This is a genomic window from Actinomadura litoris, assembly GCF_009733595.1.
Taxonomy (GTDB): Bacteria; Actinomycetota; Actinomycetes; order Streptosporangiales; family Streptosporangiaceae; genus Spirillospora; species Spirillospora litoris.
The window spans coordinates 116,781-131,102 of the sequence record NZ_WOFH01000002.1 but is presented as its reverse complement, the minus strand read 5'-3'; the positions used below and the strand labels follow the sequence as shown (position 1 = coordinate 131,102).

Genomic DNA, 14,322 nt, shown 5'->3' with positions numbered 1-14,322 from the left:
CCATGGCAGTCGCCACCGAAGAGCAGATCCTGGCCGGCATCGCCGAGATCATCGACGAGATCGTCGGGGTCGACAAGGCGGAGGTCACCCCGGACAAGAACTTCATCGACGACCTCGACATCGACTCGCTGTCGATGGTGGAGATCGCCGTGTCCGCCCAGGACCAGTTCGGCGTCGAGATCCCCGACGACGAGCTGCGCAACCTCAAGACGGTCCAGGACGTCATCAACTTCGTCCAGAAGCTGCAGAGCTGAACCGCGGGGACGGCGCGCCGCCGAGCGGTGCGGCGCGCCAGGCCCACCCGCCTCCCGTTCGCAAGGAGCACCACGCATGAGCACGAGCAAGACCACAGTCGTCGTGACCGGTTTCGGGGCCACGACCCCGCTCGGCGGGGACCTTCCGTCGACGTGGTCGGCCCTGCTCGCCGGCAAGTCGGGCATCCGCCCGCTGCCGTGGGACGACGTCGAGAACCTGCCGGTGCGGTTCGCCGCGACGCTCGCGGTGGACCCCTCGGAGGTGATGCCGAAGCAACTCCTGCGCAAGCTCGACCGCAACCAGTCGATCGCGCTGATCGCCGCGCGGGAGGCGTGGACGAGCGCCGGCTTCGCCAAGCCGGTGACCCGCCGGTCCCGCAAGGAGGAGTCACCCGCCGGAGTCGACGGCGGCTTCGTGGTGGACGGCGAGCGCCTCGGCGTCGTGGTCTCCAGCGGCATCGGCGGCCTGCACACGGCGCTCGACAGCTACGACGTGTACAAGGAGAAGGGCTGGTCGCGGGTCTCGCCCTTCACGGTCCCGATGCTGATGCCGAACGGCGCGTCCGGGCACGTGGGCATCGAGTTCGGCGCGATGGCCGGCTCGCACGCCCTGGTCAGCGCCTGCGCGTCCAGCGGCGAGGCCGTCGGCTACGCCGTCGACATGATCCGCGCGGGCCGCGCCGACGTCATCATCTGCGGGGGCACGGAGTCGTGCATACACCCCCTCCAGATGGCCTCGTTCGGTTCCATGCGCGCGATGTCGACCCGCAACGACGAGCCGGAGCGCGCGTCCCGCCCCTACGACAAGAACCGTGACGGGTTCGTCCTCGGCGAGGGCGCGGCCGTCATGATCCTGGAGTCGGAGGAGCACGCGCGGGCGCGCGGCGCGCAGGTCCACGGCATCGTCGCGGGCTGCGGCTACTCCGGCGACGCCTACGACATCGTGCTGCCCGACCCGACCGGCGCGGGGCAGGCCAAGGCGATGCGGCGGGCCCTCGCCGACGCCGACCTGGCGCCCGAGGAGATCGTGCACATCAACGCGCACGCCACCTCCACCCCGGCGGGCGACGTCGCCGAACTGGCCTCCATCAAGGCCGGGCTCGGCGAGGAGGCCGCCCGCAAGGTGATCATCACCGCGACCAAGTCGATGACCGGGCACCTGCTCGGCGGCGCGGGCGCACTGGAGTCGATCTTCACGATCCTGGCGCTGCGGGACGGGATCGTGCCACCCGTCGCCAACCTGGACGACATCGACGACGAGGTCGATCTCGACATCGCGCGGGGCGAACCGCGCAAGCTCCCCGACGGCCCGGCCGCGGCGCTGAACAACTCGTTCGGCTTCGGCGGGCACAACGTGTCGGTCGCCTTCCGGCGGGCGCTCTGACACCTGGCACGTAACAACGCCGCGCAGTAGCGCCGCGCACGCAGCGGGACGGCCCGGTGAGCTCGGCTCACCGGGCCGTCCTGTCGTCTCACTGAGCCTCGGGCGCCCGGCTCCCAGGCGGCCGGGCGGCGAGGTCCGGGATAGACGACGGGCGCCCCGGCGCGCCCGGTGCGGCGCGGCGGGGCGCACGTGCCATGAGCCCGGTCCGGAATGCGGGGCGCGCGCGGTGCGGGGACGGGCGCGCTCCTCGTCCGGCGTCAGACCGCGGCGTGCAGCCAGCGGACGGGAGCCCCGTCGCCGGCGCGGCGGAAGGGTTCGAGCTCGTTGTCCCACGGCGTGCCGAGGAGGCGGTCGAGCTCGTGCTCCAGCGTCGCCTTGCCCACGGCGGCGTTGGCCATGACCGAGCGGAGCCGGTCCTCGGGGACCATGATGTCGCCGCTGGCGCCGATCACGCCCGTGAACACCCCGAGGGACGGGGTGAAGCTGTAGCGGACCCCGTCGCACCCGGGCGTGGGATCCTCGGTGGCCTCGAATCGCAGCAGTTTCCAGTTGCGCAGCGCGGACGTGATTCCCGCCGCGGTGCCCGGCTTGCCCTCCCAATGAAGCTCGGCGCGCAGCGTTCCCGGCGCCGCCGCCTGATCGGCCCATTCAAGGGAAACGGGCACACCGAGAACACCTGCGGCGGCCCACTCGACATGCGGGCTCAGCGCAGGTGGCGCGGAGTGGACGTAGAAAACGCCACGTGCGGTCACCGGACCTCCTGGATCTGTACCGAGGCTCGTCTTCCCCTACGGCCTCGTACGTCCCAAGTCGGCGTCCGCGTCCCTCATTGTGCATCATCGGCACCTGTCGCACCACCGTGAGTTCGCTGTTTGTCGAACCCTTGACCACGGGATGCGCACCGTTCACGGTCCTCGACCGCCCAGGTTAGGGCGCGGGAGGGGTGCCGCGCAGGGCAAGGCCCGAAGGGCGCCGGCCCCGCGGGCGGCTTTCGCGATCAAGTGTCACCGGGTGTCACGGGTCCGGCACGATGAGTTCGAGAACGGACCTCACACACGGGAACAGCGAAAGCGAGGATCGATGTTCGATCAGCAGGCACGGCTGGAGCGGGTGCTGGAGCGGCACCCGGACGCCGTGGTGGTGGAGCCGGTGCCGGGACGTCCCGCGCTGGTCCGCCGTGACCAGATCCTCGTCGCGGAGCAGGACGCGGGCGCGGCGCAGGACCGGGTCCGCCGCTGGTACGAGTCGCGGCACGACGAGGAGGGCGTCACGCGGCTGCGGCTGCGGGCGCCGCTGAAGGTGGACGTGTGCGAGCTCACCGCCGAGCTGGCCGGGGACGGGCGGCACCGGCGGATGAGCGTGTCGCCCAACCACCTCGTGCTCGGGCAGCCGCTGTGGTGGAGCGGGCCAGCCGACCTGGCGCGCCCGGCGGACCCCGTCCCGGCGCCGGAGGCCGGGCCGACCCGGCGGGACGTCACGGTGGCGATCCTGGACACGGGCCTGTCGCCGCACCCCTGGTACGAGGACGCCGACTGGTTCCGCGAGCAGCGCGAGGAGGTCGCCGAGGTCCTGGACGCCGACCTCGACGCCGAACTGGACGCGCAGGCCGGGCACGGCACGTTCATCGCGGGCGTGGTGCTGCGGCACGCGCCGTCGGCGCGGCTGCGGGCCCGGCGCGTCATCGGCGGCGACGGCGTCGGCGACGAGGCGGCGGTGATCCGGGCGCTCACCTGGCTGGCGGCGTGGGGCGGCGCGGACGTCGTCAACCTCTCGCTCGGCTGCCACACCTTCGACGACCGGCCGTCCCCGGTGCTGGCGCGGGCGGTCGCGGCGCTCGGCCGCCGGACGGTCGTGGTGGCGTGCGCGGGCAACGCCGCGTCCGACCGGCCGTTCTGGCCCGCCGCGCTGGGGCCGGTGGTGGGCGTCGCGGCGCTGGACGGCGCGGACCGCGCGCGGTTCTCCAACTACGGCTGGTGGGTGGACGCGTGCGCCCAGGGTGTGGACGTGACCAGCAGCTACGTCGACTTCGACGGCCGCGCCGCCGACTTCCACGGCTACGCGAGCTGGAGCGGGACCTCGTTCGCGGCACCGGCCGTCGCGGGGCGGATCGCCGGTCTGGCCGCGCGCGAGGACCTCGACGCGGTGGCGGCGGCCGACCGGGTGCTGGACCCGGCACGTCGTCCTACCCTTCCCGACCTCGGGGTAATCATCAGTTCTTGAGCACGGCACGGCCGCGAACCGGTAACCGAGGGTGCCGGAACCGTCACCGAAGCCCTAGGTTGAACGGAGCGGGGGGCCTCCGGAGGAGACTTCGATGGCCCTGCAAGACGGGACGGACGAACTGATGGACCGGGCCCGCGACGGCGACGGCGCCGCGTGGGCCCGGCTGGTCGAGCGCTACAGCGGGATGCTCTGGGCGATCGCGCGCGGGCACGGGCTCGGCGACGCCGACTCCGGCGACGTGGTGCAGACCACCTGGCTGCGGCTGGTGGAGCGGATGGACGGGCTGCGCTCCCCGGCGGCGGTCGGCGCGTGGCTCGCCACGACCGCGCGGCACGAGAGCGCGCGGCTGGCGGCGCGCGCGGCGCGCGACCTGCCGCCGCTGGTCGTGGCGGCGCCCGAGGCGGCGCCCGACCAGGTGGTGCTTGCCCGGGAGCGCCTCGGGCAGGTGGCCACGGCCATCGCCACGCTCCCCCGGCGCTGCCAGGTGCTGCTGCGGATGGTCGCGCAGAACGCGGGCCAGGCCGATCTGGCGGCGGCGCTGCGCATCCCGGTCGGCAGCGTCGGACCGACCCGGGCGCGCTGCCTGGAGACGCTGCGCGGGCTCGTCCGGTGAACGACGACGAACTGCTCGCGCGCGTGCGGGCCGCGTTCGAGACCCTCGACCCCCTCCCGGAGGGCGTCCTCGCGGCGGGGCGCTCCGCGCTCGCCTGGCGGGCCCCCTCCTCCGTGCTGGCGGGGCTCACCGGCGACCTCGCCGGGCGGGTCGCCTCCGGCGTCCGCGGCGGCGGCGTCCGCGAGATCACCGGGCGGCTGATCCCGTCCGCGGCCGCGGACGTCCACGTCCGCCAGCCGGGCCTCGCGCCGGGCGAGGTGACGGCGCGCGTGGAGCCGGGCGGGCTGTTCTGCCTCCCGCGGGTCCCCGAGGGCGTCGTCAGCCTCGACCTGCGCTTCCCGGACGGGACGTCCGTCGTCACGAGCTGGGTCCGGCTGTGAAGGGCCCCGGAGAGCGCGCGCTGCTGCGGCTGGTGGCGATGGCCCCGGTGACGGCCCGCACCCGCGCGCTGTCGCTGCTGGAGAGCGCGTCCACGCCGGCGGAGGAGGTCCTCGCGCTGCGCGTGGCGGGGCTGGCGGCCAAGGAGCAGGGCCTCCTGGACGACGGCCTGCGCTACCTCCACAGCGCCCTGGACCTGGCGGAGGGCCGGCGGAGCCCGTCCGTCCCCGACCCGCTGACCCTCCCCTTCGACCCGCTTGAGCGGCTCGGGCCGGCCGACCCGTTCCCGCCGCCCGAGGGCGCGCCCGCGGACTGGGCGGATCCGTACGCGGCGGCGCAGGTGCGGATGAACCTCGTCGGGCTCCTCGCCGCGCGGGGCGAGGCCGGCGCGGCGCTGGCGTGCGCGGCGGCGGCGGAACCCGTCCTGCGCGGCCTGGACGCCGACCGGCTGGCCGCGAACACGGCCTGCGCGCTCGCCCGCGCCGGACGGCTCCCCGAGGCGCGGGAGGCGGCGGCGCAGGCGCTGCGCAAGCTCCGGCGCGGGGAGGATCCGGCGGCGCTCAACGGCCTGCTCACCAACCTCGGCCTGGCGCAGGCGCTGGGCGGGGACCTCGACGGCGCGGAGGCGATGCTCGCGGAGGCGATCGCGGTGGGCGAGGCGTCCGGGCTGGCGCACCAGACGGCGATGGCCAAGGCCAACCTGGGCTTCGCGATGTCGCGGCGCGGAGACGTCTCGCGCGCCCTCCGCCTCTTCGCGGAGGCGGAGCGCGGCCTGGTCGGCGAGCGCCTCGCGCAGTGCCGGTTCGACCAGGCCGAGGCCCTCATCATGGCGGGCCTGCCGGACGAGGCGCGCCCGCTCCTCAAGGACGCGCTGGCGGCGGCCGCGGCGAACGGGTACCGGTGCGACATCGCCGACGGCCTGCTGCTGCTCGCCCACGCCGAGCTGGCGAGCGGGGAGGCGGTGCGGGCGGTCGGCACGGCGGAGCGCGCCCGGATCAAGTTCGCCGAGCAGGAGCGCATCGGCTGGATGCTGCTGGCCGAGCACCTGCTGCTGCGGGCGCGGTGGGCGTGCGGGGAGCGGTCGCCGCTGCTGTACCGGACGGCGGTCGCCACGGCCGACCGGCTCCAGGACGGCGGCTGGGTCGTCGCGGCGGCCGACGCCCGGGTCGTCGCGGCGCGCGTGGCGCTGTCGCAGGGACGGCCCGCGGGGCACCTGCTGTCGACGATCGGGAGCATGCGCGGCCCGGCGTCGGTGCGGATCGCGGCCTGGCACGCCATCGCGCTCGAACGCCGCGCCCTGGAGGACCACAAGGGCGCGATGGACGCCGTCCGGGCCGGACTGGAGGTCGCCGAGGAGCACGCGGAGGCGCTCGGCGCGCTCGACCTGCGCGCTCGGGCGGCGGGGTTCACCACGGAGCTGGCCGACCTCGGCCTGGGGCTGGCCCGTTCCGCGCAGGAGCTGTTCGCGATGGAGGAGCGGCGCCGCGCGGTCGCCCGTCCGGCGCGGGTGCGCCCGCCCAGGGACGCCGAGCGGGCCGCCGCGCTGACGGCCCTGCGGGCGCTCAGCGTCGAGCACACCGCCGACACGGCGCGCGGGGGCGTCGGGTCCGTGCTGTCGAGGGAGCTGGCCGTCCTGGAGGCGCGGGTCATGGCGCACACCCGGCGCCGGGCGCCCGACGGCCTCGCGCGGCGCTCGCCCGAACTCGACGACGTCGTCGCGGCACTGGACGGGCGGGCGCTGGTCGAGCTGGTCGCGGTCGGCGGCGACCTGCACGCGGTGACGGTCGCCGACGGGCGCGTCCGGCGGCGCCGCCTCGGGACGTGCGCGGCCGCCGCGCACCACATCACGATGGCGCGCCTCGCGCTCCGCCACCTCGCGGAGTCGGCGGACGACGCGCAGGCCGCGACGGCGTTCACCCGCTCCCGCGAGCGCCTCGGCCGCCACCTGCTGGGCCCGCTCCAGCTGGAGCTCGGCGACCGCGAGCTGGTCATCGCCCCGCCCGGCAGGCTCCACGGGCTGCCGTGGGCGGCGCTGCCGCCGCTGGCCGGGCGCCCGTTCACGGTCGTCCCCTCGGCGGGGGCGTGGCTGCGGGCCGCGGCGGTCGAACCCGTGGCCGGGCCGACCGTGCTGGCCGGTGGGCCGGGTCTGCGCCACACCGCGCGCGAGCTGTCGGTGCTGCGGCGCCTCTATCCGCGGGCGCTCGTCCTGGACGGGCCGGGGGCGCGCGCGGAAGCCGTCCGCGACGCCCTGGACGGTGCCGCGCTCGCGCACATCGCCGCACATGGGGAGTTCCATCCGGGCAACGCCCTGTTCTCACGCCTGCGCATGGCGGACGGCCCGCTCATGGTCCACGACCTGGACGAGCTGTCCACCCCGCCGCGCGTCGTGGTGCTCTCCTCCTGCGACAGCGGACGCGCGGACGAGGGCGACGCCGTCCTCGGCATGGCGGGGGTCCTGCTGGCCCTGGGCACGGCGACGGTCATCGCCAGCGTCACCCCCGTCCAGGACGAGGTGACGCCGGAGTTCATGGCCGCCTTCCACGCCGCCCTGGCCGGAGGACGCTCCCCGGCGCGCGCGCTGGCGTCCGTCCGCCGCACCCCGGGCGTGATGGGCTTCCTCTGCATGGGCCAGGGGTAGCCGCCCGCTCGCCCCGGGCGCGGCGAGGCCGAGGCCGAGCCGCGCCCGGGGCCGCTCACGACCGGTGCGGCACGCGCAGGAGAACGGCCGGCGCCATCGGCGCGGCCGCGCTCACACCGGGTCAGTCGCCGGTGGCGACCGGGCGGGACGGGTCGGTCACCCACTGGGACCAGGAGCCGACGTAGAGGGCGGCCGGGATGCCCGCGAGGTTGAGGGCGAGGATCTCGTGCGCCGCCGTCACACCCGAGCCGCAGTAGGCGCCGACGTCGAGCGCGTCGGTGGCGCCGAGCTTGGCGAACCGCTCGCGCAGCAGGCCCGGCGGCAGGAACCGGCCGTCCACGCCGACGTTCCCGGAGGTGGGGGCGTTCCGCGCTCCCGGGATGTGCCCGGCGACGGGGTCGACGGGCTCCCGCTCGCCCCGGAAGCGCTCGGCGGACCGCGCGTCCAGCAGCACGCCCGCGCCCGCCAGCGCGGCGGCGCCGTCGGCGTCCAGCACGGGCAGCCGCCCCGGGTCGGCGATGAAGTCGCCCGGCTTGACCTCCGGGTCGGCGGTGGTCACCGGGTGGCCCGCCTCCGTCCACGCCTTGTACCCGCCGTCCAGAACCCGGACGCGGTCATGGCCGAAATAGCGCAGCGCCCACCAGAGCCGGGCGGCCGCGGTGGAGTCCGCGTCGTCGTAGACGACGACGAGGCCGCCGGCCGAGACCCCGGCGCGGCGCATCGCGGCCTCGAAGTCCCCGGCCGCGGGCAGCGGGTGCCGCCCGCCCGCGCCGGGCGGCCCGGCGACGTCCCGGCCCAGGTCGACGAAGACCGCGCCGGGCAGGTGCCCCCGGCGATAGGACTCGATCCCCGGCGGGCCCCCCAGATGCCATCGCACGTCCAGCAGGACCAGGGGGGTCTGCTGCCGGAGCAGCCGGTCCAGCGCGGGCACTTCGATGAGAGGATGCACCTCGCCAGTTTGACCGTCCTTGCCCCGATTAGGGAGGGGCGAGTTCTGGTTCGTCACAACTCGTAGCCTAGGGCGCGGCGCGCCGCCCCGCCCGCCGCCGTGCGGGTCAGGCGCGCGACGTGCCGAGCAGCGGGATCAGCAGCTCCGCCGGGACGAGGGAGCCGTGCATGCCGACCATCCGGTCCAGCCACGGCTCCCGCTCGGACGCGGTGATCGCGAGCCCGCCGCGCGCGACCGCGACCACGTCGCCGATCCGCTCCGCCATCCCCGGCGCCAGCTCGCCGAACCAGCCGCTCGCGGCCGCCTCGTCGCGGGACACGACCCAGGCGCGGTCGCCGAGGACCTCCGTCCACGCGGCGAGGACGTCGCCGTGCGCGCCCGGCTCGCTGTAGACGTAGCGGCAGCGCGCGTCGCCGCCGAGGAGCGCGACGCCCGCGCGCAGCCCGGGGACGGCGTCGGCGTCCACCCGCTCGGACGGGTCGACCATGCCGTGGTCGGCGGTCACGTACAGCGCCGCCCCCGCGGGCAGGACGTCGGCGATCCGCCGCGCGAGGTCGTCGACGAACCGCAGTTGGACGCGCCAGTCGGCGGACGCGACGCCGAACCGGTGCCCGGTCGAGTCGAGGTCGGGGTGGTAGACGGTGACGAACGACCGGTCACCGAGGCCCAGCGCGTACTCGGACCGCCCGACGAGCTGGCCGAGGCTGTCGGCGGCCAGGTAGTCGGCGCCCCGGGTGGTGGCGCGGCTCAGCCCGGATCCCCGGTAGTAGCCGAGGCCGACGTAGGCGACCTCGACGCCGTCCGCCGCCGCGCGCTCGTACACGGTCGGGGCGGGCTGGAACTCCGCCGGGTCGACCGAGTCGTCCCGCCAGCGCAGGCAGTTGAGCAGCCGCCCGGTGCCCGGGACCCGCACCTGCACGCCGAGCAGGCCGTGCCCGCCGGGCGGCAGGCCGGTGGCGAGCGAGCCGAGGCTCGTGACCGTCGTCGCGGGGAACCCGGCCGTGATCGCGCCGCCGTCCATCGCGTTCAGGAACGGCGCGTCGGCCGGGTGGGCGCGCAGCAGCTCCCAGCCGAGCCCGTCCACGATCAGCACGCACACGCGCGGCGCCGGCGGCAGGCCGAGCACGTTCACGGCGCCCGGCACGCCCAGTGCGGACAGCACCGACGGCGGAAGGTCCGCGAGCGCGCCCGCCCCGTAGCGGGGCGGCGCCGGGCGCGCCGTGCTCACCGCGCCGTCGCGGTCGACAGCTCCTCGGCGAACGCCAGCACCTGCGCGACCGCCTCGGCGCCGTCGGCGGCCTCGCTCACCCGCAGCGACAGGTCGTCGGCGGTGACGCTGCCGGTGTAGCCGTGGTCGGCCTCGCAGTTCTCGTCGCCGCAGGTCGCGGGCTCCAGGTCGATGTGGGCGATCGCGCCCCAGCCGATCGTCAGCACCACCTCGGTGGGCGGCACCCCCGGCACGTAGGACGCGGGGTCCGGGACGACCCGGGTCACCGCGACCGACTGGACGCGGTCCAGCTTGACGGCCTCGGTGGTGGTGGACGCGTGCGGCTGGGCCATGCCCTCGCCGGGCGGGTGCTCGTCGGTGTGGCACACCAGCAGCCGGCTCGCCGACAGCACCAGCACGGTCACGTGCCGGCGCACCTCCATCGCGGGGTCGAAGGTGGCCTCGTGGTGCACCACGTAGGCGATGACGCGCTCGTCACCGACGGCCGACTCCACCGCGTCCGCGACCAGGACCGGATAGTAACCGCTGCGCTCGATCGCCGTGCGCAAACCGTGATCGGTCGCTCGGGTTTCCCTCATGGCCCCCATCCTGCCCTGTCCGGGGGCGGCGGCGCACATGCCAGGACCGGCACATGCCCCTGGGGGCATGGTCAGGCGGCGGAACACGGGGTACGGGGTGGGCATGGACACAGATCCGCTGCCCTCCCCGACACCGGTTCCGCCGCCCACGCCGGACCCGGCCCCCCAGCCCGAGCCGCTGGTGCCGCCCCCCGAGCCGCCGCCCGGACCGGCCCCGCAGCCTCCCGGGCCCGTGCCGCCGGGGCCCGCGCCCGATCCCGTCCCGCCCGGTCCGCCGCCGGAGCCGACGCCCCCGGGACCGGCTCCGGAGCCGAGCCCGCCGGGCCCGCCGGAGCCCGACCCCGTCCCGCCGACACCGGAGCCCAGCCCGCCTCCGCCGCCCGGGTGAGGGTCAGGGCAGGCGGCGCGGCCCCAGCTCGGGGCGCGGGCCGAGCGGGCGCTCCAGCCGCAGCGCGGCACCGCCGACGGCGGCGCCGGACGCGTCCGCCATGACCGGGTTCAGCTCCAGCCGCGCCACCTCGGGGATCTCGTAGCCGAGCCGCGACACCCGGACGAGCAGGCCCTCCAGCGCCGCGAGGTCGACCGGCTCGGCGCCCCGGTGGCCCAGCAGGAGCGGGGCCGTGCGGATCGCGCGGACCAGCTCGGCCGCCTCCGCGTCGGTGAGCGGCCCGAGCCGGTAGGCGCGGTCGTCCAGGAGCGCGGCGGTCTCGTCGGCCAGGCCGAACGACACGACGGCGCCGAACGACGCGTCCTCCATGGAGACGACGCGGGTCGGCACTCCCCCGCCGCCCGCGCGCATCTCGACGCCATAGCAGGCGAGGAGCTCGGCGGCCTGCTCGGCCGTGGCGTGCACCGGGCCCCCGTCCCCGGACCCGAGCCACTCCCCGACCAGGCCCCGCGCGCGGTCGCGGTCGGCGTCGGGCAGCTCCGGGAGGCGGCCCACCGGGCGCTGCCGCCACCGCGCGTACCGGACGACGTAGGCCAGCGCCCGCACCGCGTCCTCCGGCGCCGCGTAGGAGGGGATCGACCCCTCGGCGGCGGAGCCGTCCGGCCCGGGGACGCGCAGGTCGGCGGGCATGCCCTCGAAGCCCAGGTACGTCGCCACGATCGGCTTGGACGCCCCCTCCGCCAGCCGCACGATCCGCTCGGGGACGCGCTGGTCGTAGCCGCCGATCGTCGGGGGCGTGAACAGCGCGACGACCGCGTCGACGGCCTCGTCGGCCAGCGCCCCGGCGAGCGCCGCCTCGTACTCCTGCGCGCCCGCGCGCGGCCCGAGGTCGAGGCGCGGCCTGACCTCCAGGCCGAGCGCGGTCGCCGCGTCCTGCGCCAGCAGCCCCAGCGAGTCGGAGTTGTCGATGATCGCGATGCGGTCCCCGGCGGGGAGCGGCTGGTAGGCCAGCAGCTGGGCGACGTCGAACAGCTCCGACAGGTCCTCGACGCGGATCACGCCGGCCTGCGCGAACAGCGCGCTGACCGCGTGGTCGGGCAGGGTCAGCGCCTGCGCCGAGTGCCCGATCGGGACGCCCTGCGTGCCGCGCCCGCTCTTGACCGCCACGATCGGCTTGCGGCGGCCGAGCCTGCGCGCGAGCCGGGCGAACTTGCGCGGGTTCCCCAGCGACTCCAGGTACAGCAGGACGGCCTTGGTCGCCGGGTCCTCCTCCCAGTACTGCATCAGGTCGTTGCCGGACACGTCGGCGCGGTTCCCGGCGGAGACGAACGTGGACAGCCCGAGACCCCGCGACGCCGTCCGCTGGAGGATCGCGATGCCGAGCGCGCCGGACTGGGAGAAGAACCCCACCGGGCCGCGTCCCGGCAGGGTCGGCGCCAGCGTCGCGTTCAGCCGCACGTCCGGGTCGGTGTTGGCGATGCCGAGGCAGTTGGGCCCGACGACCCGCATGCCGTAGGCGCGCGCGAGCCGGACCAGCTCCTCCTGGCTCGCCCGCCCCTCCGGCCCGGTCTCGCCGAAGCCGGACGACACCACCACCAGGCCGCGCACGCCCTTGCCGGCGCACTCGTCCACCACCCCGTGGACGGCGTCGGCGCGGACGGCCACCACGGCCAGGTCCACATCGTCCGGGATCTGGAGCACCGACGCGTACGCGCGCACACCCGCGACCGCCATCGCGGTCGGATGCACCGGGTACACCGGGCCGGTGAAGTTCCCGCCGAGCAGGTTCCGCAGGACGGTGTGCCCCACGCTGTGCTCGGCCCGGCTCGCCCCGATCACCGCCACCGAGCGCGGGAACAGCAGCCGCTGGATCGACCGCGACTCCGCCCGGTGCTCGCGCGCGGCCATGACCTCCAGCGACGTCTCGGTCGGCGCGAGGTCCAGGACGAGCTCGATCACGCCCTCCTCGAACCGCTGCCCGACCTCGTAGCCCGCCTCCCGGAACACCCGCGTCATCCGCCGGTTGTCGGGCAGCACGCTCGCCACGAACCGCCGCACGCCCCGCTCCCGCGCCGCCGCCGCGATGTGCTCCAGCAGCACCGCGCCGAGCCCGCGCCCCTGGTGCGCGTCCTCCACCAGGAACGCGACCTCCGCCGTCTCCGGACGATCCTCGAAGCTGTCGTACCGGACGACCGCCACCATCTCCTCCCCGATCGTGGCGATCAGCGCGACGCGCCGGTCGTGGTCCACCGAGGTGAAATGCTCGACCTCACGGTCGGTGAGGCTCGGCCGGGGCGAGAAGAACCGGTAGTAGATGGACTCCGGCGACAGCCGCGCGTAGAACACCCGCAGGATCTCGGCGTCCTCGCTCCGGATGGGCCGCAGATGGGCCGTCCCGCCGTCGCTGAGGACGACGTCGGCCTCCCACTGATCCGGGTAACGCTCGGTCACGTACCAGAGCGTAAGGCACGCCGCCCCAGGTGAGCTTGCCGGGAAAAAGGAGGGCTTCCTTGGTTTCGCTGCGCGTTCGAGACCTCTTCGGGGGGCAAGAGCTGTTACGGTCGAGCACACGCCCAGGATGCCGCTCGCGCGGGCCGTGTTGATCGAGGTGATGACTCCATGACGCGCGTGGTCGTGGTCGGCGATCTTATGACAGACACCGTGGCCCGTGCCGCGTTCCCCCTGGCCAAGGGCAGTGACACGCCCGCCGCCGTGACGACCCACGGGGGCGGCTCCGGCGCCAACGTGGCCTCGTGGCTCGCCCTCGACGGGGTCGAGGTGGCCTTCGTCGGCCGCCGCGGCGCCGACATCGCGGGCCGCAACCGCGACATGGAGCTGATGGGATACGGGGTCGACGCCCGCCTCGTCATGGACCAGGAGCGCCCCACCGGCACCTGTGTGGTGATGGTCACCCACAAGGGCGACCGCACCATGCTGTCGGACCCGGGCGCCAACGCCGCCCTCCTCCCCGAGGACATCGAGCGCTGCAAGGACCTGTTCGTCCAGGGCACGCACCTGCACCTGTCCGGCTACTCGCTGATCAACGAGGGCTCCCGCAAGGCCGCCCGCCACACCCTGGACCTCGCGCGCCAGGCGCAGATGTCCATCTCGGTGGACGGCGGCTCGTCCTCCCCGCTCAAGCGCATGGGCGCCGAGCCGTTCCTGGAGTGGACGCAGGGCGCCCGCCTCCTGGTCGTCAACCACACCGAGGCCGAGATCCTCACCGGCCGCGACAACCCCGACCAAGCCGCCAAGGTCCTCACCGCCTGGTACCCGCAGGTCGTCGTCAACGTCGGCGCCGACGGCGCCCTCTGGTACACCAACGGCCGCCCCGAGCCCGTCACGGTCGCCGCCGACCCCGTCGAGAAGATCATCGACGGCACCGGCGCGGGCGACGCGTTCGTCGCCGGCTTCCTCCCGCCCTGGCTGGACGGCAAGCAGCCCGCCGACGCCCTCACCGCCGGCTGCCGGCTGGCCTCCCAGGCCCTCCAGCACCTGGGCGCCCGCCCGTCCCTGGACGTGGTGGACAACCAGATCAAGACCTGACCGGTCCGGCCCAGCCGGAGGCAGCGGACGCGCCACCGACCGAGGGGCACCCTCGGCCATGCGGCCGCGCCCTCGTCGATCGGCGAACCCCGTCCGCAGCGTCGCCCAGGCGCGGGCGAAACCGAACAGGCGGCAAGAAACGC

At 75.6% G+C, this 14,322-nt stretch carries 12 protein-coding genes; 7 read left to right on the top strand and 5 right to left on the bottom strand.

Annotation, left to right across the window (positions count from 1 at the left end; genetic code table 11):
• Positions 1-2 precede the first annotated feature (2 nt).
• Both GNZ18_RS05055 and GNZ18_RS05050 read left to right on the top strand, forming a co-directional pair.
• Positions 3-254, top strand: a complete 252-nt coding sequence (locus GNZ18_RS05055; protein ID WP_156214943.1) for an acyl carrier protein — start codon at positions 3-5, stop codon at positions 252-254.
• A gap of 76 nt (positions 255-330) precedes the next feature.
• A complete protein-coding gene (locus GNZ18_RS05050) occupies positions 331-1,638 on the top strand; it encodes a beta-ketoacyl-[acyl-carrier-protein] synthase family protein (RefSeq protein ID WP_156214942.1) in 1,308 nt (435 codons plus the stop codon).
• A gap of 257 nt (positions 1,639-1,895) precedes the next feature.
• Here GNZ18_RS05050 and GNZ18_RS05045 read toward each other — a convergent pair whose 3' ends face one another.
• Positions 1,896-2,390, bottom strand: a complete 495-nt coding sequence (locus GNZ18_RS05045) for a DUF3145 domain-containing protein (protein ID WP_214618695.1) — start codon at positions 2,388-2,390, stop codon at positions 1,896-1,898.
• A 328-nt stretch (positions 2,391-2,718) separates the two neighbouring features.
• Here GNZ18_RS05045 and GNZ18_RS05040 point away from each other — a divergent pair, with 328 nt between their 5' ends.
• The 4 genes from GNZ18_RS05040 to GNZ18_RS05025 all read left to right on the top strand — a co-directional run bounded on the left by GNZ18_RS05040 (position 2,719) and on the right by GNZ18_RS05025 (position 7,490).
• Positions 2,719-3,858 (top strand): S8 family peptidase, encoded by a 1,140-nt coding sequence (locus tag GNZ18_RS05040; protein ID WP_156214941.1) that lies wholly within the window; start codon positions 2,719-2,721, stop codon positions 3,856-3,858.
• A gap of 94 nt (positions 3,859-3,952) precedes the next feature.
• The gene (locus GNZ18_RS05035; protein ID WP_156214940.1) at positions 3,953-4,474 is read left to right on the top strand and encodes an RNA polymerase sigma factor; all 522 of its coding nucleotides are present in this window, start codon (positions 3,953-3,955) and stop codon (positions 4,472-4,474) included.
• Positions 4,471-4,854: a hypothetical protein gene (locus GNZ18_RS05030; protein WP_156214939.1), complete on the top strand. Its 384-nt coding sequence runs from the start codon at positions 4,471-4,473 to the stop codon at positions 4,852-4,854. The genes GNZ18_RS05035 and GNZ18_RS05030 overlap by 4 nt, the downstream gene beginning before the upstream one ends.
• A complete protein-coding gene (locus tag GNZ18_RS05025) occupies positions 4,851-7,490 on the top strand; it encodes a CHAT domain-containing protein (protein WP_312874307.1) in 2,640 nt (879 codons plus the stop codon). The genes GNZ18_RS05030 and GNZ18_RS05025 overlap by 4 nt, the downstream gene beginning before the upstream one ends.
• Positions 7,491-7,611: 121 nt before the next feature.
• On the opposite strand, the gene GNZ18_RS05020 is transcribed toward GNZ18_RS05025, so the two are convergent.
• The 4 genes from GNZ18_RS05020 to GNZ18_RS05010 all read right to left on the bottom strand — a co-directional run bounded on the left by GNZ18_RS05020 (position 7,612) and on the right by GNZ18_RS05010 (position 13,084).
• Positions 7,612-8,439 carry a sulfurtransferase gene (locus tag GNZ18_RS05020; protein WP_214618692.1) on the bottom strand — a complete coding sequence of 276 codons (828 nt, stop codon included), beginning with the start codon at positions 8,437-8,439 and terminating at the stop codon, positions 7,612-7,614.
• A 106-nt stretch (positions 8,440-8,545) separates the two neighbouring features.
• A complete protein-coding gene (locus GNZ18_RS05015) occupies positions 8,546-9,667 on the bottom strand; it encodes an alkaline phosphatase family protein (protein ID WP_214618691.1) in 1,122 nt (373 codons plus the stop codon).
• A complete protein-coding gene (locus tag GNZ18_RS41080; RefSeq protein WP_214618690.1) occupies positions 9,664-10,245 on the bottom strand; it encodes a DUF5998 family protein in 582 nt (193 codons plus the stop codon). The genes GNZ18_RS05015 and GNZ18_RS41080 overlap by 4 nt, the downstream gene beginning before the upstream one ends.
• Before the next feature lie 391 nt (positions 10,246-10,636).
• A complete protein-coding gene (locus GNZ18_RS05010; RefSeq protein WP_312874306.1) occupies positions 10,637-13,084 on the bottom strand; it encodes a GNAT family N-acetyltransferase in 2,448 nt (815 codons plus the stop codon).
• 168 nt (positions 13,085-13,252) lie between these two features.
• Between GNZ18_RS05010 and GNZ18_RS05005 the strand changes: the two genes are divergently transcribed.
• Positions 13,253-14,179, top strand: coding sequence for a carbohydrate kinase family protein (locus GNZ18_RS05005; protein WP_156214938.1), 927 nt, complete (start codon positions 13,253-13,255; stop codon positions 14,177-14,179).
• The last annotated feature ends 143 nt before the right edge of the window (positions 14,180-14,322 follow it).